Annotated in this window: 18 protein-coding genes; 14 read left to right on the forward strand and 4 right to left on the reverse strand. The window is 49.4% G+C overall.

The features are described from left to right. Positions 1 to 8 precede the first annotated feature (8 nt). From UNH61_RS06390 to UNH61_RS06405, 4 genes are all read right to left on the reverse strand, one after another. Positions 9 to 905, reverse strand: coding sequence for a GMP synthase (locus tag UNH61_RS06390; protein WP_326991301.1), 897 nt, complete (start codon positions 903 to 905; stop codon positions 9 to 11). Between the two features lie 34 nt (positions 906 to 939). Next, positions 940 to 2,040, reverse strand: coding sequence for a carboxylate-amine ligase (locus tag UNH61_RS06395; protein WP_326991302.1), 1,101 nt, complete (start codon positions 2,038 to 2,040; stop codon positions 940 to 942). Positions 2,041 to 2,124: 84 nt separating this feature from the next. Beyond that, positions 2,125 to 3,177 carry a hypothetical protein gene (locus UNH61_RS06400; RefSeq protein ID WP_326991303.1) on the reverse strand — a complete coding sequence of 351 codons (1,053 nt, stop codon included), beginning with the start codon at positions 3,175 to 3,177 and terminating at the stop codon, positions 2,125 to 2,127. A gap of 7 nt (positions 3,178 to 3,184) precedes the next feature. Continuing rightward, positions 3,185 to 3,892: an alpha/beta hydrolase-fold protein gene (locus UNH61_RS06405; RefSeq protein WP_326991304.1), complete on the reverse strand. Its 708-nt coding sequence runs from the start codon at positions 3,890 to 3,892 to the stop codon at positions 3,185 to 3,187. 56 nt (positions 3,893 to 3,948) lie between these two features. Between UNH61_RS06405 and UNH61_RS06410 the strand changes: the two genes are divergently transcribed. The 14 genes from UNH61_RS06410 to UNH61_RS06475 all read left to right on the forward strand — a co-directional run bounded on the left by UNH61_RS06410 (position 3,949) and on the right by UNH61_RS06475 (position 19,186). Next, positions 3,949 to 4,692, forward strand: coding sequence for an alpha/beta hydrolase-fold protein (locus UNH61_RS06410; RefSeq protein WP_326991305.1), 744 nt, complete (start codon positions 3,949 to 3,951; stop codon positions 4,690 to 4,692). Positions 4,693 to 4,931: 239 nt separating this feature from the next. Beyond that, positions 4,932 to 5,504, forward strand: coding sequence for a DUF4255 domain-containing protein (locus UNH61_RS06415; RefSeq protein ID WP_326991306.1), 573 nt, complete (start codon positions 4,932 to 4,934; stop codon positions 5,502 to 5,504). A gap of 5 nt (positions 5,505 to 5,509) precedes the next feature. Beyond that, a complete protein-coding gene (locus UNH61_RS06420) occupies positions 5,510 to 6,844 on the forward strand; it encodes a hypothetical protein (RefSeq protein ID WP_326991307.1) in 1,335 nt (444 codons plus the stop codon). A 60-nt stretch (positions 6,845 to 6,904) separates the two neighbouring features. Then, positions 6,905 to 8,323 carry a phage tail sheath C-terminal domain-containing protein gene (locus UNH61_RS06425; protein ID WP_326991308.1) on the forward strand — a complete coding sequence of 473 codons (1,419 nt, stop codon included), beginning with the start codon at positions 6,905 to 6,907 and terminating at the stop codon, positions 8,321 to 8,323. A 46-nt stretch (positions 8,324 to 8,369) separates the two neighbouring features. Then, positions 8,370 to 9,311, forward strand: coding sequence for a hypothetical protein (locus tag UNH61_RS06430; RefSeq protein ID WP_326991309.1), 942 nt, complete (start codon positions 8,370 to 8,372; stop codon positions 9,309 to 9,311). Positions 9,312 to 9,350: 39 nt separating this feature from the next. Further along, entirely contained in the window at positions 9,351 to 10,277 is a 927-nt protein-coding gene (locus UNH61_RS06435) for a hypothetical protein (protein WP_326991310.1), read from the forward strand. A gap of 46 nt (positions 10,278 to 10,323) precedes the next feature. Next, positions 10,324 to 10,791, forward strand: coding sequence for a phage tail protein (locus tag UNH61_RS06440; protein WP_326991311.1), 468 nt, complete (start codon positions 10,324 to 10,326; stop codon positions 10,789 to 10,791). Positions 10,792 to 10,795: 4 nt separating this feature from the next. After that, positions 10,796 to 11,299 carry a phage tail protein gene (locus tag UNH61_RS06445; protein WP_326991312.1) on the forward strand — a complete coding sequence of 168 codons (504 nt, stop codon included), beginning with the start codon at positions 10,796 to 10,798 and terminating at the stop codon, positions 11,297 to 11,299. A gap of 3 nt (positions 11,300 to 11,302) precedes the next feature. After that, complete coding sequence (locus UNH61_RS06450) at positions 11,303 to 11,470, forward strand: DUF5908 family protein (protein WP_326991313.1); 168 nt, start codon at positions 11,303 to 11,305, stop codon at positions 11,468 to 11,470. Next, positions 11,467 to 12,162, forward strand: a complete 696-nt coding sequence (locus tag UNH61_RS06455) for a hypothetical protein (protein ID WP_326991314.1) — start codon at positions 11,467 to 11,469, stop codon at positions 12,160 to 12,162. Before UNH61_RS06450 ends, UNH61_RS06455 begins: the two co-directional genes overlap by 4 nt. Beyond that, positions 12,159 to 13,931: a type VI secretion system tip protein VgrG gene (vgrG, locus tag UNH61_RS06460; RefSeq protein WP_326991315.1), complete on the forward strand. Its 1,773-nt coding sequence runs from the start codon at positions 12,159 to 12,161 to the stop codon at positions 13,929 to 13,931. The genes UNH61_RS06455 and vgrG overlap by 4 nt, the downstream gene beginning before the upstream one ends. A gap of 41 nt (positions 13,932 to 13,972) precedes the next feature. Beyond that, on the forward strand, positions 13,973 to 14,263 hold the full coding sequence (locus UNH61_RS06465; protein ID WP_326991316.1) for a PAAR domain-containing protein: 291 nt from the start codon (positions 13,973 to 13,975) through the stop codon (positions 14,261 to 14,263). A 24-nt stretch (positions 14,264 to 14,287) separates the two neighbouring features. Next, positions 14,288 to 14,716, forward strand: a complete 429-nt coding sequence (locus UNH61_RS06470) for a GPW/gp25 family protein (RefSeq protein WP_326991318.1) — start codon at positions 14,288 to 14,290, stop codon at positions 14,714 to 14,716. Positions 14,717 to 14,749: 33 nt separating this feature from the next. Further along, positions 14,750 to 19,186, forward strand: a complete 4,437-nt coding sequence (locus UNH61_RS06475; protein ID WP_326991319.1) for a baseplate J/gp47 family protein — start codon at positions 14,750 to 14,752, stop codon at positions 19,184 to 19,186. Position 19,187 lies beyond the last annotated feature (1 nt).

Consider the following 19,187-nt stretch of genomic DNA (forward strand, 5'->3'; position numbering starts at 1 on the left):
GCATTTGATTAAAAGAACGAGTGCTCACTGTTATCAGGCGCAGCAACCCGGGTCATTTGTTCAATGGCTGCCAGTCGATCGGAAAGATGGCCATAAATCGCATAATCCAGGAAAGCGGTGATAAAACGATCGTGTGTAAGCATGATTTTGTCGGGATCGGTAAGCTGACTGATCATGCTGTTGTATTTCTCCAGGCCATGATTGTCGATCACCTGTTTTTTCTTCTCTTCCTTTTGCAGGTACATATACATACCCGCTGCATCTGCTTCCGGATGGAATTGGGTGCCGATGAAATGTTCATTGAACCGGATAGCCATAGTGGCGCGTTCCAATGGAACATGAGGCCGTTCTTTTTCCAGCGCCAGTACCTGACCACCCATGGCTTCCAGGGTATCATTATTCAGCTCAATCACCTGCCAGTCGCGGCTGTCTACAATATAAAACGGATCGGGGAGGGCGCTGAATACTTTTTCGCGCATACCTGCCGCTGTTTTATGTACCGGGAAGACACCAAAAGCCGGGGATTTCCGTTTACAGACATTGCCAATTTTAAAGTAACGGCACATGATCTGATAGGAATGGCAGATGAAGAAAGCAGGTTTCTTAATTGTTTGCGTGCGGTTCCATTCCAATAAACTGTTCACCAGCGAAAAATAGGCTGCTTCCCATTCACTGCCTTCACTGTCGACCGGACTGCCGGGACCACCTGTTGAAATATAAATATCATAGGAAGTGTCGGGAATCGCTATCTTTTGTCTGACTTCAAACTCATCGTAACGAAGGTCCAGTGCGTGCATGCCGGCATATTTCTCCAGGATTTCGCGTATGCAGCGCATCCCTTCATTGGGAACACCCTCGTACATATCCAGCACTGCTACCTTCCAGCTTTTTTTATTTGGATGCATATTGCAAAGGTAGGAAAAAGCTGCCAGCTGCCAGCTAGCAGCCGGTCAGGAACTGTTCCCGGATAAAATCTGTAACTGCAACCAGATCATTGGTTTGCGCGTAAACCTGCAGTTGCCTGTCGGCGCCTGTGCCGGTATCCAGCAGCCGGGTAGTGGCGCTGATAACATCGCGGCTGCCGAGTTCGTCTACCACGTCGTCAATAAAATCGAGTAACTCGAAGATAAGCAACCGGGTATTGACTTCTGTTTCCTTACCGAAGTCGATCAGGTGACCATCAATTCCATAGCGGGAGGCCCGCCATTTATTTTCATTGATGAGTGCGCGGTTGTAGATAATGAAATTCAGGTTCTGCATCCGCAGCTTGTATATCTTGGCGCAGACAGCCTGGAAAAGGCCGGCAATGGTAATGGTTTCGTCTACTGTAAGCGGCACATCGCAGATGCGGAATTCCACTGTGTTGAAGAAGGGGTGTACGCGCAGGTCCCACCATACTTTCTTGGCGTTATCGATGCAATTGGTTTTTACGAGCAGCTTGATGTAGTTATCATATTCCTCAATGCTGGGAAAATAATCCGGGATACCGGTACGGGGGAATTTGTCGAAAACCTTTGTACGAAAGGATTTGAAGCCGGTATTACGGCCTTCCCAGAAAGGAGAATTTGTACTCAATGCGAATACATGCGGCAGGAAATACCGCACGGAATTGGCGATGTGAATGGCCATCTCCCTACTTTCCATACCCACATGTACATGGAGGCCGAATATGAGGTTAGAGCGGGCAGCATCCTGCATTTCGTTGACGATTTCGAAATAGCGGGGATGATCGGTAATGAGTTGTTTTTCCCATTTACTGAAAGGATGGGTGCCGGCGGCGCCAATGCTGAATCCGAGGTCGCCGGCGATCTGGGCAATCGTGCCACGCAGCAGGGCAACATCAGCCCTGGCTTCATGGATATCGGCGCAGATGCGGGTACCCACTTCCACTACTGCCTGGTGAAATTCAGCTTTCACCTGGTCGCTGATTACTTTATGCGCCTGCTCTACAATTTTCTGTTCGTGTGATCTGAGCTCCCGGGTAGAAGGGTCTATCACCATGTATTCTTCCTCGATCCCCAGCGTAAACGCCTTGAACATGTGTTAGGATTTAGCGGCTGGCTGTTAGCCAGCTGCTGTGATGAAATATTTTTGCAAAATACAAATGTAGGGAATAGCTAATAGCTATTCTTTCTTTTTCGCTGCGCTTTTTTTCGCGGGTGCTTTCTTTTCTTTTACGGTGGTTTTCTTCTCTTTTTCTTTTTTTACGGTAGTTTTCTTTTCCGCTGCCGGCCGGGTGCGGGTGGGACTGCGTTGTACAAACTTACCCCAGGTAAGATTGTCCTTGCCGGGTTTTTGTGCAATCGCTCTTTCGATGGCATAGCGCGCACTGGTTTCCACTACCCATTCGAAATGTTCTTCACCAATGGAGTTAAGATCGGCGTCTGGCGCTGGATTACAAAAGTCGATGGCATAAGGAATATCACTTCTTACGGCAAATTCTACTGTATTGAAATCGTATCCGAGGTATTCGTGCAATTTGATTACCTGCTCCGTAATCCGCGCGGACAGTTCAGGACTGGGTTTGAAATCGGATTCGTAACGCTGGTGCGGCGCATTCTTCGGGCTGTAAGGCATAATGCGCACTTCTTTTCCGCCGATGCAATAGCAGCGGTAATATTGGCTGAAGTCAATTTCTTCCTGCAACATCATTACCAGCTGGCCTGTTTCACCATGTTTCTGGAAAAATTCTTCTTTATCTTCCAGCCGGTATACATGCTTCCAGCCACCGCCGGCGTACGGTTTCATATAGGCAGGAAACCCAACGTATTCAAAGATCGTGTTCCAGTCGAACGGATAAATCAAATTCCGGAACGATTTATCCGTTGTATCGTCCGGCAGTTGATTAGATGGCAGCAGCACGGTTTTAGGCACATTTACGCCGATTTTTTCAGCCAGTGCATTATTGAAGAATTTATCATCCGCACTCCACCAGAACGGGTTGTTGATGACAGCGGTACCGGCAGCAGCGGCATTTTTCAGGAAGGCCCGGTAGAAGGGAACATCCTGCGAAATGCGGTCTACTATTACAGCGTAGCCACTGTCGGCCCCCTGCATTACTTTGTCGATGGTCACAAATTCGGCGAAGATGCCGGGTGGGTTGATACGGTTAACCCTGTCTACAAATGCCTGGGGAAAAGTGTTTTCCTGTCCGAAGAGAATGCCGATTTTTTTCATACTGTACTTACTTGATCAGTGAAATATAATGAGGCAACATTTCCCGCCAAACCGGCCAGTCGTGCCTGGTTTGCGGCCTTATGTCGAGCCAGTGTGAGATTTTTTTACCTGCCAGAATGCCTGATAATTGTTCGTTCTGTGCGCGGGCTACGTCTTCATCAGCAACGCCCAATACAATGCCCATGCGCCAGAGGTCTTCGTCCTGATTCTCTGACATAAAATCAGCCGGGTTGTTGTAATATACGTTATCATCGTAGTGCCCGTCCATGCGAAACCTGATATCGAATATCCCGCTCAGGCTGAAGAGATAGGATACCCTGGCAGGATGCCTGAACGCGAAGTTGGCGGCATGATAACCACCGAAACTACAGCCGGCAGTCACGATGCGCTGTTGCCCGGTTTCAGCTTCCATCCTGGGTAACACTTCTTCCAGCAGCAGCTGATCGTAACGGGTATGATTATACGCCCGTTGTTCCGGGGGGATGTCTTTGTTGTACCAGCTCATGGTATCGATACTGTCCGGGCAGTAAACCTTTATCCGCCCTTCTTCAATAAACCAGCGGATGGAATCAATCAGGCCAAAGTCTTTACTTTCATAGTAGCGGCCCATAGAGGTAGGGAAGAGTAGCAGGGGATATCCGCTGTCGCCGAATACCAGCATCTCAAAATCCTTTCCCAGGTTGGGAGAATGCCATTTCAGGTAGTTTTCAGTCATGGGAAAGTGTTTAGTTAAATTTAAAAAAGATTATTGGTTTATCGTAAATTACCGGCGTGCAAATACATCAATATTCTATTAAGTCCGGTTATCTGAACCGGGAAGTGGTACTGGACACATATTTTACAGAAGGGACTCCGAAGATTTTATTGCTGGTAAACGACGGGCAGGATCTTGCCGGGATGCTGACGGCGCTGCCGGCAGGCGTAATGGCGGCGGGCATCTATGCAGGTACGCAGCGCAAGCAGGAATATGGCACTGCCGGCATACCTGATTACATGGGGCAGGGGGCGTTGGCGGAAGTGTATACCCGGTTTGTGACAGAAGAATTGCTACCATTCCTGGAAGCGCAATATCCTTCGTTGTACAGGCAGCTCAAAGCTTTTGCAGGCTTTTCACTGGGAGGATTGTCAGCATTGGATATCGCATGGCATCATCCGGATATCTTTCAGCTGGCAGGCGTATTTTCCGGTGCCCTGTGGTGGCGCAGCCGGGCGGTAGGCCCAGGGTATTCCGACGCCCAGCACCGGATCATGCATCAGCAGATCCGTTCAGGCGAATATCATCCGGGGCAACAGTTCTTTTTTGAATGTGGTACTGCTGATGAAACGGCCGACAGGAATAACAACGGGGTGATCGACAGCATAGACGATACGCGTGATTTAATAAACGAACTGTTACAGAAAGGATACCAGCGGGAGAAAGATATTTTTTATATCGAGATACCCGGTGGGCGTCATGATATCACTACCTGGAAGTCGGCTATGGAAGTGTTTTTGCAATTACCTTTTTTTCACTAACCCGAATCATTCCATAATTTTCATATCTATACGAAAAGATGTGAAGTCGTAATTTTTTGTAATGAAGAACGTTACGGAAAATTATGCCGGCTGCAGTAGCTGTTTTCCCGTTTATTTTCCTTTCGTCAGGAATAATTTTTTTGGTTTCAAAAAAATGTTTTTTAATTTAGTAAACGAAAACCGCGAGTAAGGAATAGAGCGACCCCAAAAATTAATGACCCCAAACCCCACCGTCATCTATGATAAGTAATGCGCTTACATTGATACGTGATTACCTACAGGCTTACTTTTCCCAACGAGGATTCCCTAACAATAGCGTCATCGTTGAGAACATCGGCTTGCTGGAAACTCCGCATGCCAATAACTTCAATGGCAATGTGATTATCACGTTGGTGAACGTGGAGGAGGAAAGTGCATTAAAGAACGGCAAAGCATTTACTAAATGGCCGGATAATACGGCTCACTATCAACACCCTCCGGTTTATCTCAACCTATACGTACTATTTACCGCTGTACTTTTTGGCGATGCTACACACGACTATTATGAAGAAGCATTGAACAGGCTTTCCGCAGTAATCAGTTTCTTCCAGGCGCAAAAAACTTTTCAGAACAGCACCGGCACCCTTAACCTTACGCTGGAACTGTACACACTTACCTTTGAACAGATCAACCACCTCTGGGCCTCCTTAGGCGGCCGGCAGGTGCCTTTTGTGATGTATAAAGTGAGGGTGGTGGCTATTACTGAGAATGCATTGCTGCGCCAGGTGCCGCTGATAGAAGAAATACAAGATGCCGAACATCCCACTGCTTAACCGCTATGTCTGTTATATATAAGATATTTTTTGAAGTGCAACTGCTGCATGAATATTACCTGCAGAACAGTAAAGGAGACACTTATTTTACGTTGCCTGACGATCAGCAACGTAATGCTTTTCTGTTGGATAAACTGCAGCAGGATGCCTATCAGCTTTCGCACGACTGGGACATACAGCCCTTGCCGGGAACGGCTTTGCTGCTGAAAAACTATCGCATGCGCTTACTCTCTACGCCAACGGGATTTCGTGTAGCCATTTCCGTTAAGCAGCAGCGGCAGGGCACTACTGTTTCCTATCTGCCTTTCGTGGTCCCTGATGTGAACACGCCCCTGGAGTTTGCCGTTGTGCCCCGGTATGCGGGTGCGCTGGCTTTCACCAACTGCCGCATGCGGCGCAGCACGCCTTCCATTTACTATTTTACCAACCGTGATACGGCCGCTAAAACTTTTCCCTCTCTTTCTGTACCAGTGCCGGCGCAGGATAACACACGCCGCTATGAACAGGGAGAGCTGGCCCTGGCAGGCGGTAAAGTAAAAGAGTATGTGAACCGCAGCGGAGTAGCTGCCAACGATCCTTCGCAGTGGCGGGAAGTAAAAGGCAGCGGACTGGCACATGAAGGAGATCGTCCACTATTGCCTTTCGCTTTCACCTATACGTTTCCGCCGGAAGCGCAGGTGAAGCAGGGAACAGCCACGGTAACAGCGGTTATCGGCGGTCTGCAGCTGCAGCAAAGCTGGACATCGGCCAGCGTGTTGCGAACCATACCGTTGGATTTTTCCGGGCCGCTGGCCGATCAGTCGCTGTTGGCCGACGGTTGGTACAACCTGCTGGTAACAGGCGACAATAGCTACAACGCGCAGCAAACCGTGTACCTTAGCCGTAATGGCCTGTACCAGCCCAATAGCGTAGGCATTATATCCATTACGCCTGGTAATACCGGCACGGCTCCGGGCAGCTTCGATCTGCTGGAAAGCGACGGCAGCCTGAAAACCAAATGGCAGAACGGCGTACGCCTGCCCCATACGGTTTATGAAGTACGTTTCCGCAGCCGCAGTGCTTACTGGCGCTACCAGCCTCAGGCCGGACAAACGCTCTCATTCGGCGCCCATGCAGATACTTTCCTGTCGCCGGCCGATCCGGACGGCAGACGCACCAGCCTGGATCCCTGGCCTTTTTCCTACAGCAAGCTTTTCTTTCCCGTTACAGAAAACAATACTACCACATACGAACAGCTATTGCCCAACCCTGCCGGCTTTGCTTTGTCCAGCGATGCAGACCAGCGTTTATACGCAGACGTTGTGATACTGCTATCCAAGATCTTTCCGCAAGGTCCATAGGCACAGGATTTTACCAGTTCACCGATTGCAGATTCACTTATTAGCTAAAACCCCAAACATATGGCAGAATATAAAACTCCCGGCGTTTATATCGAGGAGATCGTCAAATTCCCCCCTTCCATAGCCTCTGTAGAAACAGCTATTCCCGTATTCATCGGTTATACAGCCACCGCGCAGAACAAGAGTCCTAACGATCTGCGCGACGTGCCAACCCGCATAAGCTCTATGCTGGAATATAACCAGATATTCGGCGGTCCGCAGGTGGAAGAAGGCAGCATCACCGTGAATGTCGACAGCACACAGCCCCAGGCTGTGATTAATGCAGTGGCAGATCCGCTCAAGACTTCCAAATACCTGATGGCCTACCAGTTGCAGATGTTCTTCAACAACGGAGGCGGGCCTTGTTACATCGTGTCTGTAGGTGATTACAGCACCGGCACCGTATCGCTCACAGACCTTACCAATGGGCTCAACAACACAGAAAAGATTGATGAGATTACGCTCATCCTTTTCCCCGACGCTATTAACATGACAGATGCCAATTCCTACTACATCCTGCACAAATCAGCGTTGGATATGTGCCAGTTACTGGGCGACCGATTCACGGTAATGGATGTATGGATGGATCCTTCGATTGGCCCGGCAGACAATATCATCGACCATAACGTAACCTTGTTCCGTAATGCGGATTTTGGAGATATTGATACCAAGAAGTATGGCGCCATTTATTTTCCCCGGGTAAATGCTCAGCTCCCATACACCTACGACGCCAACACCGTAACGGTAAAGCAAACCGGGGGAGATGGCTCACTGAATGGCACGCTGGCTGCCTTGAAGAGCGTTAACAATGCCTTTTATTACCAGGCCCTCAACGCCATTTCGCTGATCCCCATCCTGTTGCCGGCATCTTGCGGCGTAGTGGGCAAATATGCGGAAACCGACAATACACGCGGCGTTTGGAAGGCTCCCGCGAATATTGGCATCAACAACGCTATCAGCCCTGAAGTAATTGTTACCAACCGGCAGCAGGAAGACCTGAACGTAGATGTGAAAGACGGGAAGTCGGTAAATGTGATCCGTACCTTCCCCGGCCGCGGCCCTGCTATCATTTGGGGCGCCCGCACATTGGCAGGCAACGACAACGAATGGCGTTATATTTCCGTTCGCCGCTTCTTCAGCATGGTGGAAGAATCCGTAAAGAACGCTACTCAACAGTTTGTGTTTGAGCCCAACGACCTCAACACCTGGGTGCGTGTAAAGTCCATGATCGAAAACTACCTGACCCAACAATGGAAAGCCGGCGCGCTGATGGGTACCACCACCCGGGAAGCCTTCTTTGTAAAAGTAGGCCTGGGCGAAACCATGACGGAGCTGGACATCTGGGAAGGTCGTATGATTGTGGAAATAGGCATGGCAGCGGTAAGGCCCGCCGAATTCATCATCCTGCGCTTTAGTCATAAGATGTTACAGGAATCCTAACTAAAAAGGCGGTATGGCCGATTCAGAACCATAAATCATTTTACGTATGAATACCATGAACACCACGCAAGCCCCTCCCAGCAACGGCTGCGGCGATGCTACCAGTAAAACTCAACAATATATCGATAATAATAAAAAGAATATCTGCAACGATTTTAAAGATGCATTGGGCAACCTCCGCCAAAGGGAGGGGGAGTACAAGGGATATAAGCCCGTATTCAAATACAAACAATGCTTCTTTATCAAAGCAGAAGAAACCTGGCGCTTTTACCGGGGTATAGATGTTTGTACCAGTTTGCCTGCCCAGAAAGACGGCGACCTGCTCAAAGACAAGCTTGGCAAGGCCGGCGACACCAACAAAGCCATTGCCAAAGCCTTAGCCGATGCAGCCAAAAGCATACAGGACGCGAAAGCAAAATTCTCCCTGCTCAGTGAAGCTGCCCTGAAACTGAAAAACAAGGCCGATGATAATTGCAACAAAGCTCAGCGGGGTGCGCTGGCCAAGCTGAAAGCAGGAAACAAGGATTTTGAAACCTGCTTCAAAACCATCGTAGACGGTTCTCAACAAATGTACGCTTCAGACGGAGGCTGCAGTGATGGCGATGCCGTGAGTATCAATAAAGTGGCCTGCACCGTCGGAGATGTATCCGGCATACAGTCGTTCACTAACATCGACAGTATATTGAGCCTCCACAAAGACCTCACCGATGCGCTGAAAGCCTTCCGGGATGATGTGTTAGCCAATATCAAAACCGGTGAAGATGATCAGAAGAAAACCTACGGCGACCTGGGCGATGCACAGCAACAACGGGTAACTATCAAAGAAACGCTTTGGACAGCCAGAACGCTGACGGACGGCGTGGAGGATATACGTGAATTCCTCTGCAACCTGCCCTGCGGTAATCTGCCGCCAATCAAAACCATTTGCGATCAGGCGCAGAATAATTACTGCAGTGGCGGCAACAATGGCGGCGGTTGCAACGACTAATAGAAAGCAAACATTTCTGATTCCCCAAAAATATGTATCATGATTTGCGAAAAAGTATATAACCCCTTTACTGAAAGCACCGACAATTGCTGCACCACCCTGGATGGTGGTACCGGCAGCGAATGCGGTTGCGTAGACGATTGGAAAAAAGAGCTGAAAACGAAAAGCAGCCAGTATCAGCAGAAAGCGGCGGAAGCAGCCAAGAAAAAAGATGAGCTGGGCCGCGCACAGGATTGGCGCAACAAACTCAAAACTTATTTCGATAACGTAAAACAAAGCGCTGAGAAAGCAGATACGGTGGTGAGCAAGGTGAAGGCCATGTCCGACATGCTGGACAAAACCTGCAAAAGCACCAGCTATACCATTACAGCAGTGGAGATTTTGTTTTGCATGGTGAAAGAACTGTATACCAAAGTGGACGAAATCTACACTTGCTACAGCAACATCAGCAAAGCGATTGACTGCTCCAATGATCAGGTGCTTAAAAACGGAGGCATTACAGATCAATGGGCCGATTATGGCAAGAAGTTGCAGGATGTGATCAACATCGGCAACGATATTTTCAACAACATAGTAGCCGCACTGAAAGCCGCTAATATCCTGGAAGAATCACTGTGTGGGAAAGATTACGGCATCCACGTGGCCATTGATAATATCGGCTGCCTGTTCAACAACCCTTCCGACGGCAGTTCCAGTGTTGGCAATGGTGGTGCTGGCATGAAGCCCGCTGATGGCGATAGTATGGAAATCTGTTGTACAGATAAACTGGTATGTCCGGTGTTCCCACTTACAGCCGATCAGTATTACACGCTTACCCAAAAGCAACTGACTGCTGCCGACAACAGACTGGCAGCCGTTAAACCGGAATATGACAGCGTAAGCCAGGAGGCGAACAGACTGCAGGCTTGTACCGACAGCCTTACCAAGGCTATACAGCAAGCACAAACAGCTAAAGCCTGCAAGTAGCATCAATGCAGCCTTAACTTTTTCATCATCTTAAAAAAATATTGATATGCCTGCAAAAGGAACATACCCGTTACCCAAATTTCATTTCCTGGTAGAATGGGGAAAAGATGTACGCCTGGGATTCACAGAAGTATCTGGTCTCGATTTCGAAACAGAAGTGATAGAATACCGGGAAGGTAACAGCAAGAAATACAACAAAAGCAAACAACCCGGCCTCACCAAGTACGCCAACATCACCCTGAAGAGGGGCACTTTCGAAGGCGACTATGATTACTACAAAGCCTGGCGCGAAACCTATTTTTTCCAGGAAGGCAACAAAGCCGGCAGCAAGTACCGCCGCGATGTAACCATCAAGTTGCTGAATGAAAACCACGACCCGGTGATTACCTGGAAAGTGTTGAACGCCTGGCCCATTAAGGTGACCTCTACTGATCTGAAAGCAGATGCTAACGAGGTGGCCATTGAAACCATGGAGCTGGCACATGAAGGATTGGAGATCATGAATGTAGACTAAGCATATGGCACAGGTAGCAACAAAACCCGATAACTTTTATCAGGCCGTAGGCTTTCATTTCTCGGTCACCTTTTTTGGCCTGCCCAAGAGCGGCAGCCAGTCGGGTGATCAGGGTAGCGACCTGGACATCCGCTTTCAAAGCGTGAGCGGGTTGGAAGCCAGCATCGATACGGAACAGGTGAAGGAGGGCGGAGAGAACCGGTTCGAGCATGTAATCCCGGTACGGCGCAGGTATTCACCCCTGGTGCTGAAGCGGGGCCTGCTGAAGCCTGCCGACTCTTCACTGTCGGCCTGGTGCCGTACCGCATTGGAAGACCAAAAGGTAAAGCCATTACAATTGGTAAAAGTGGCACTGCTGGATGAGGAGCACAACATACTCATGTACTGGAACCTGTCGTGGGTATGGCCTCGTAGCTGGAAACTGGGTGAGTTGAACGCCGAGCGCAGCGAAGTGCTCATAGAAACACTGGAGCTGAACTACAATCGTTTTGAATTCAAAAATAGTTAAGTCATGCCCATAGAGATCAGGGAACTGGTGATCAAAGCTGAGGTAAGCCCGGATAATACGGCTGCCGGAAATAGCAGCGCCGGAAATGGGAATAGCACTCCCCAGGAGGCGCTGATAGAGCTATGCGTGGAAAAAGTATTACAGGTACTGAAAGAAAAAAATGAGCGATGAGCGACGCGAAACTGGAAAAGATCTATATACTAACGTATACGGATAAACTACAACAGCAATTGGATAAGGGCCACAAATTCACCGTTCCGGTGAACGCGGAAACTTATACCCGTACGCTGAAAGTAGACTACGATATCCGTAGGGAGCCAGGTAGTCAGAAAACGGAAGCACGCTTTATTTCCACTATTCCGGAAGAGTTGAAACTGGATTTTGTGCTCGATGGCACCGATACTATTGAAGGATACGGCTATGCCGGTATGAGCGTGCAGGACCAGGTGAAACTGTTGCTGGACACGGTATACCGCATGGATGGCGAAACACACCGCCCACGTTTCCTGAAAGTATTCTGGGGCAGAGAAGTTGCCTTCCCCTGCGTGATGTCGAACCTGGACCTGAACTATGTGCTGTTCAATGCCGATGGCAGCCCCCTGCGGGTGAAGGTGAGCGCCACCTTCCTCAATTACATGGCCAAAGAGGCCAATGACCGGGAGCAGCACAAGTCTTCGCCTGATCTTACACACTACCGCGTGTTTAAGCAGGGCGACCGTTTAGACCTGTACAGTTTCAATATCTACCAGGACCCTAAATACATGTTACAGGTGGCTATGCAGAACCAGCTCACTACTTTCAGACGGGTACCTATTGGCAAAGAGATCTATTTTCCACCATTTGACAAAAGCGAAACATCATGAACCAGACAGCCATACCCAACACATCCACCCATGATGTAGCCTCTTTTGATATACTGGTAAACGGCACCCAGCAGCTGAATCCGGTATATGAAGTGCTTTCGCTGACGCTTACACAAGTGGTGAATAAGCTACCAATTGCCAAGATTGTGTTGCGCGACGGTTCTGCAGCTGATCAGGATTTTCCCGTAAGCAATGCGGATGCGCTGGCACCCGGCACGCAGTTAAGCATCAAGATTGGGAGAGATGGTAACAATGCCTTGTTGTTCAAAGGTATCGTGATACATCAGGGTATTAAATTCCGGCAGGATGGTAACCCGGTGCTGACAGTAGAATGCCGCGACGAGGCCGTGAAAATGGCCATAGGCCGGCATAGCAAGTACTATGAACAGGTGAAAGACAGCGAGGTGATAGAACAGCTGATCCGTAACCATGGCCTCAGCAGCGATGTAGAAGTAACCAGTCTGCAGCATAAGGAGATGGTACAGCACCATTGCAGCGATTGGGATTTCCTGTTATTGCGCGCAGAGGTGAATGGTAAGCTGGTAATCGTAAACCAGGGAAAGGTACAGGTGAAATCGCCGGATACCGCCGCCACTGCTGCTTTGCAGCTGCAATACGGTTCTTCCCTGTTGGAACTGGAAGCGGAGATGGATGCACGCTATCAATGGAATGCCGTACAGGCCACCGCCTGGAACTATACCAGCCAGCAGTTGTATCAGGCCGAAACTTCTTCTGTGCCGTATACGGAGCAGGGTAACCTTAGCAGCAGCACGCTCGCTGGCGTGATAGGGCTTAGCAAATACGAACTGCAACACAGCGGCCGCCGCTCTGAAGAAGAGCTGCAGGAGTGGGTAAAAGCGGCTATGCTGAAAAGCCGGCTGGCCAAGATCCGCGGCAGGGCGCGTTTCTTAGGGTTCTCCGGTATATTGCCCGGCAACGTTGTGACTTTACAGGGCATGGGTAACCGCTATAATGGCAACGCATTTGTAACCGGGGTACGGCACGAGATCGCCAACGGCAGTTGGGATACGCACTTGCAGTTTGGCCTGGAGCCCGACTGGATCTCCGCTACCTGTGAGAACATTGCAGATGTGCCCGCAGCCGGCCTCCAAAGCGGTGTACATGGCCTGCAAATAGGCGTGGTGGTACAGTTACAGGATGATCCCGATGGAGAACACCGTATACGGGTGAAGATACCGGTGATTAGCAACGATGCCCGCGGCATTTGGGTACGTATGGCCAGTTTGGATGCAGGCAACAATCGCGGCGCCTTCTTCCGGCCGGAGATAGGTGATGAGGTGATTGTAGGCTTCATTAACGAAGACCCCCGTGACGCCATTGTATTGGGCATGCTCAACAGCAGCGCCAAACCGGCGCCCATCACTGCTCAGGATGCGAATGATGAAAAAGGCTTTGTGACCCGCAGTGGTATGCGTATTCACTTCAACGACAATACGAAAACTATTATCATTGATACGCCACAGGGCAATAGCATCACCATTGATGAAGCTTCTGCCAGCATCAAATTAAAGGATCAGAACGATAATAAAATCACGATGGATAGCAGTGGCATTAAGGTGGAAAGCCCTATGGACATTGAGTTGAAGGCAGGCGCCAACCTGAAACTGTCGGCCGCCGCTTCTTTATCTATCGGTGGCGCCAGCATTTCAGCGAGTGCCGATGGCATGATGGAGCTAAAAGGTTCGCTGGCCAAGCTATCCGCACAAGGGATCACGGAGATTACGGGTTCCCTGGTGAAGATCAACTAGTAAATTACCATTCACTTTAACCCCAAAAAATCACCTAACATATGCCTCCCGCAGCACGTATCAGCGATTTTCATACCTGTCCCCTGTTCAATGGGCCCGTACCTCATGTAGGCGGCCCGGTGGTAGGGCCTGGGGTGCCTACTGTACTGATCGGCGGTATGCCGGCTGCAGTGGTAGGCGATATCTGTACCTGTGCAGGCCCTCCGGATACAGTAGTAAAAGGCTCTGTAACGGTGCTCATAGGCGGCCGCCCCGCTGCGCGCCTGGGCGACCTGACCGCGCATGGTGGTGTAATTGTGATGGGGGCGCCTAATGTAGAAATAGGCGGTTAATGATGAACCATAAATTCAAACCTTATGTCGCAAAATGATCCGCATTCATTCCTGGGAACAGGCTGGAAATTTCCCCCGGCTTTCGACTTACAAAGTCGCACCGTAGCACTGGTGAGCAATGAGGAGGATATTAAAGAAAGCCTGAACATACTTCTTTCTACCAGCCTCGGAGAAAGGGTGATGCAGCCGAGATACGGATGCGACCTGCAGGACTATATCTTCGAGCCGCTCAATGCCGCCATGATAGGGTTTCTGCGCGACCTGGTCACCAATGCCATCCTCTTTTATGAGCCCCGTATTGTGACCAACGCCATAGATGTAGTACCCATGGATTCATCCGACCTGATAGAAGGCCGGTTCACCATATCTGTGGATTATACCATTTCCGCGACCAACTCCAGGTACAACTACGTGTACGATTTCTATTTGTTGGAAGCGGCTACTAAACCATGATCCATTTGTTTCATTAAATCATAGTCATGCACGATGGCTAACAACTGCGAAAATATTATCCACCCCTTTCAATATGCACCCGGCATTAGCCAGCGTAACCGCGCGTTGCCTGCGCTGGATGCCGCCAGTGCGCCGGTAGACGGGAGAACGCTGGCCGACCTGCTCAACTACTTTGTGCAGATGGCCCCTCAGATCAATTATTACCAGTACAGCGGCATTAACCAGATCAGTGATTGGCGCCCTTTCTTTGAGAATAGCCTGCCTTTCCTGCTGGCACGCATCAGCAAGCTGGATACCGGACAATTGCAACGCGATTTTGAGCAATATGCGCAGGAAGTGTTCCAGCGTCCGGTTAAAGATACGTTGCAACTGCTGGTCGACTTTTTCTATTTTGATGTGATCCTGCCTATTGCCGGCTGGCAGCAAACCTTCCACGGTACCGGCTTGCCAGTAGAAAGAACTGTAGAGGCACTTATACAGCAACAATTGCGCGGTCCTTTTGCACAGTTTGTGCAATTGACCAATGGTGCCGTAAAACTATTTTGCATCCGCCCCCTTGACCTGAAAGCGTTACGTGATCCGGGTTTATGGGGAATAGACCCGGTGCTGGGAGCATTGGAATGGAATACTTCTTTCAGCCAGGCGGCTACTGCACGGGAAAAAGCTTTGCTGTTGCTCAATACCTACCGCGCGTTATTGCAGCCTTTTATAGACGCTATGGGGGCTATTGTACAACTGGCGCCTACATGTATACAGGAAAGCCTGCAGCCCCTGAATGAAGCCTATAAGCAACGGCATGCCCCACATCTCGGGTTGCTGTTCTCCTTCCTTTACCTGTTCGGGCATGTGCAAAAACAGATGAATGGTTTCACACAAAAGCATCTCGACTTTTTTTATAAAGATGTGCTGGGCTTGCGCCCCAGGCCGGTTACGCCTGATAAAGCACATATCGTATTTGAGCTTCAACAGCCATTCAGTAAGTATTTACTGAAAGCAGGTACCTTATTGCGGGATGGAAAAGACGCGAATAAAACAGATGTGCTGTTTGAGCTGTCGGATGAAATTGTGGTAGACAATGCGGCTATCACCAGCTTGCGCACACTTTTCCTCAATCCTGTGACCGGTGTGAGACGTACCGCTGTGGGAGGCGCGCCGCCTACCTGCCAGTCAGGCGATTTTATCGAAGGCGTGTATATTGCCCCGCAGGCTAATTCAGCCGATGGGCAAGGCGCTGCGCTGGATCCCGGCGCCAGTTGGTATACAGCAGGCGCGCGTTACAGCAAACTGGTGCCTCCCGGGAAAACCCTGCCGGCACAGTATCCGTATGCCCGCCTGGGTTTCGTACTGGCGTCGCCGGTATTGCTTCTGCAGGAAGGTACACGCACCATCACTACTAAAATAAGCTGTATAGCGCCTGATGAAGGCAATTGCGGCAAAAATAATAGCAACAACGCTGTGCTGATAAATGATCAGTTTTTCTTTCCTGCGTTTAAAACAATGCTGAGCAAATCTTACTACTATTTTTCGGACGACCTGATTACACAGGCGCAGAAAATGGGTATAGCCAGCGCTATTACGGATCAAATGACTGCCTTGCTGACTGCCACGGACATAGCAGCTGACGGTACTCATGCGGTGCTGGAAAGTGATAATACAACCTATACTGTACTGCTTAACCAGGTGAGAGCTTTCACGCCGGCTGTGGCGCAATTGTTTAAGCCGCGAAAGTTGTTGCAGGTCTATTTCAGCGGCGCCAAAGCCTGGATCACGCCACCTGAGCTGGTAGCGCAAAGCATTGAGAAAACAGTTGCCGGCTACGATATAACTCTGACGGCTATACTCCCCCCTGATGTACCAGCTGTTACATTTTACGACAAAGGCGTATTGAATGAAGATCTGAACACTACCCAACCGGTAATGAGAGTAGAAGTAGATCAGCAAATAAAAATAAACCTTGACAAAATACTGGAACAGCAGCCCGGACACAACTGTGAACAATGCTGTTTGGAAAAGGAGAAGAAAAGTACGGCGGCTGCCATTGCGATATACCATTTCCTGCGCGACCTGCGCATAACAGATGTGAACATCTCTGTACAGGTATGTGGTGTGAAGAATGTGATTGTGCAAAATGATGAAACGGTGCAGGATGTAAACGGGCTGATGTATCCTTTTGGTAGCAGGCCTACTGTTGGGTCTAATTTCTATATAGGCAGCGAAGAAATATTCATGAAGCATTGGGAGGAAGTGCGGCTGAGCCTCAATTGGAAAGACCTGCCCACAGGGAAATTCTCAGATTATTACAATGGCTACCAAAACGTTTACCGGAATGCTAATGTGACCAAAGGAAAAGTGCTGGACAATAATTTCAAAGTGAGGTTTGGATACCTGCAAGATGGTGACTGGATAGACGAGGCGGCAGTAAACTGCAAAGACGATGGGTCTGATACCAATAACCTCTTGTTCAGAAATAAAACAGCGCCCCCTTTATGTAATGGAGCGAATAAAGACCTGGATTACCAGTTCATTTTGACGCCGAATACCTTTCCGACATTGGCCGATCCCAAAGAAACGTTCACCTATACAGGGATAAAGCGCATGGATGCCAGCACCCGGCGTGGCTTTTTGCGAGCCACCCTGCAATGCCAGGATTTTCAACATGATAAATACCCCATTGCATTGGCACGGCAAATGATGGCTGTATCCAAGTTGCCCGAGATTGTGGACGGAGCAGTTTATTATGGCGTAAACCCCGGGGACACCAAGTTGGAAACATTGAGCATAGATGATCTTACCAAGGTTATCAAGGACAGTTTTACTGACGCTGACAATGTGAAGCATATTGTAGATCCCTTGGTAAATCAGATATTTTCGGAAGGTAGCGGAGGCACTATCACCGCCTCTATTTGGTCGCTTTTATTCAATACCATCCCGCCGCCTCTTTCAGGTGATGACTCTAAGCTAAAGCACGGTGTAGACCAGCTTTGGCAACGCCTGAAAGACCAGGCAGACAAGATAGACCAGGCCAAAGAAAAAGGGGTAGTCATTCCTAAAGAACCATGGACCCCAATTATCAAAAATCTTTCAGTTGACTATAAGGCTAGCGCCGGAATGAAAGACATGCAACTCCTCCATCTCTACCCCTTCGAAAATACACACAAAACGGAAGTGCTGACACTGCAACCGCCGTTATTACCTGTCTACTGCGAAGAAGGCACACTTTTTATAGGCCTGAAACAATTGCAGCCCTATGGCAACCTGCAATTGCTTTTCCAGCTGGCCGAGGCAACTGCAGATTCAGAATCCGAAAAAGCAGATGTGAACTGGTATTACCTGAGTAGTAATATCTGGAAACCGCTACGTACAGGCTTTGAGATCCTGAACGACGATACCGACGGACTTACCCGCTCCGGCATCATCAAAATGACTATCCCCGGCGATATCAACACCTTCAACACTATCATGCCTTCGGATAGCTACTGGGTTAAAGCGGCTATCCCTGCACATGCCGAATCAGTATGCGAAACCATTGGCGTGCATACACAAGCTGTGCTGGCAGTGTGCACCGTTGCGCCGCAAAATGATACCGGGCGGATGAGTGCTGCACTGCCGGCTGGTAGCGTTAGTAAACTGGATGCGGCTGATGCACATATCAAATCGGTATTACAACCCTACGATTCCTTTGGCGGACAACTACCGGAAGCCAGCGGTCATTTCTATGTACGCATCAGCGAGCAATTGCGTCATAAGGGAAGAGCGATACAGTCGTTCGATTACGAAAGGCTGGTCCTCGAAGCTTTTCCACAATTGTATAAAGTGAAATGTATCAATCATACCCTGGGGCTGGGTGCTAAGGAGTACCAACAGGATTTCACGTATGCCGGCGGTTATGTGGTGCTGGCCGTGATCCCCGACCTGCGGCAAATAAAAGCAGGGCAGTTACAGGAGCCCAAAGCCCCGCTTAGCCTGCTGGAAAAGGTGCATACCTATCTTAAACAGCGCAGCTCACCCTTTGTACGGTTGAAAGTAACTAACCCGCGCTATGAGAAAGTACAGGTGAATATCGCAGTAACCCTGGTGAAAGGAAAAGATCCTGCCTTTTATACCGCGCAGTTGAAAACGGATTTACAGGAATTCTTTGCCCCCTGGGCGGTAGGTAAGTTGGATAAATTGTCGTTTGGCCAACTGGTAAACGAATCGGATGTGGTGCGCTTTGTAGAGCAACTGGACTATGTGGATTTTGTGAAATGCCTGCAGTTGTGGCATGAACTGGAAGACGCGCCTGCACAGCGGATCCGGCCACATACACCCCGTTCTATTTTGGTAAGCGGGAATATTGATGTATCAACGGATGATTGTATTGCTCCGCAGCCGAATGATCATCCGGAGATAGATAATGAAGTGGATTGTAACCACCCCGAACCGCTGCTGCCACCTTGTACTGATGATAAAATCGGACAAGCGCCCCGTTAAT

Source organism: Chitinophaga sp. 180180018-3 (assembly GCF_037893185.1).
Taxonomy (GTDB): domain Bacteria; phylum Bacteroidota; class Bacteroidia; order Chitinophagales; family Chitinophagaceae; genus Chitinophaga.

Coding starts and splice junctions, on each gene's coding strand:
- UNH61_RS06455 (WP_326991314.1), top strand. CDS start 11,467: ATGAGCGACGCGAAACTGGAAAAGATCTATATACTAACGTATACGGAT.
- UNH61_RS06445 (WP_326991312.1), top strand. CDS start 10,796: ATGGCACAGGTAGCAACAAAACCCGATAACTTTTATCAGGCCGTAGGC.
- UNH61_RS06390 (WP_326991301.1), bottom strand. CDS start 905: ATGCATCCAAATAAAAAAAGCTGGAAGGTAGCAGTGCTGGATATGTAC.
- UNH61_RS06470 (WP_326991318.1), top strand. CDS start 14,288: ATGTCGCAAAATGATCCGCATTCATTCCTGGGAACAGGCTGGAAATTT.
- UNH61_RS06425 (WP_326991308.1), top strand. CDS start 6,905: ATGGCAGAATATAAAACTCCCGGCGTTTATATCGAGGAGATCGTCAAA.
- UNH61_RS06475 (WP_326991319.1), top strand. CDS start 14,750: ATGGCTAACAACTGCGAAAATATTATCCACCCCTTTCAATATGCACCC.
- UNH61_RS06405 (WP_326991304.1), bottom strand. CDS start 3,892: ATGACTGAAAACTACCTGAAATGGCATTCTCCCAACCTGGGAAAGGAT.
- UNH61_RS06465 (WP_326991316.1), top strand. CDS start 13,973: ATGCCTCCCGCAGCACGTATCAGCGATTTTCATACCTGTCCCCTGTTC.
- UNH61_RS06430 (WP_326991309.1), top strand. CDS start 8,370: ATGAATACCATGAACACCACGCAAGCCCCTCCCAGCAACGGCTGCGGC.
- UNH61_RS06400 (WP_326991303.1), bottom strand. CDS start 3,177: ATGAAAAAAATCGGCATTCTCTTCGGACAGGAAAACACTTTTCCCCAG.
- UNH61_RS06420 (WP_326991307.1), top strand. CDS start 5,510: ATGTCTGTTATATATAAGATATTTTTTGAAGTGCAACTGCTGCATGAA.
- UNH61_RS06450 (WP_326991313.1), top strand. CDS start 11,303: ATGCCCATAGAGATCAGGGAACTGGTGATCAAAGCTGAGGTAAGCCCG.
- UNH61_RS06415 (WP_326991306.1), top strand. CDS start 4,932: ATGATAAGTAATGCGCTTACATTGATACGTGATTACCTACAGGCTTAC.
- vgrG (WP_326991315.1), top strand. CDS start 12,159: ATGAACCAGACAGCCATACCCAACACATCCACCCATGATGTAGCCTCT.
- UNH61_RS06435 (WP_326991310.1), top strand. CDS start 9,351: ATGATTTGCGAAAAAGTATATAACCCCTTTACTGAAAGCACCGACAAT.
- UNH61_RS06440 (WP_326991311.1), top strand. CDS start 10,324: ATGCCTGCAAAAGGAACATACCCGTTACCCAAATTTCATTTCCTGGTA.
- UNH61_RS06395 (WP_326991302.1), bottom strand. CDS start 2,040: ATGTTCAAGGCGTTTACGCTGGGGATCGAGGAAGAATACATGGTGATA.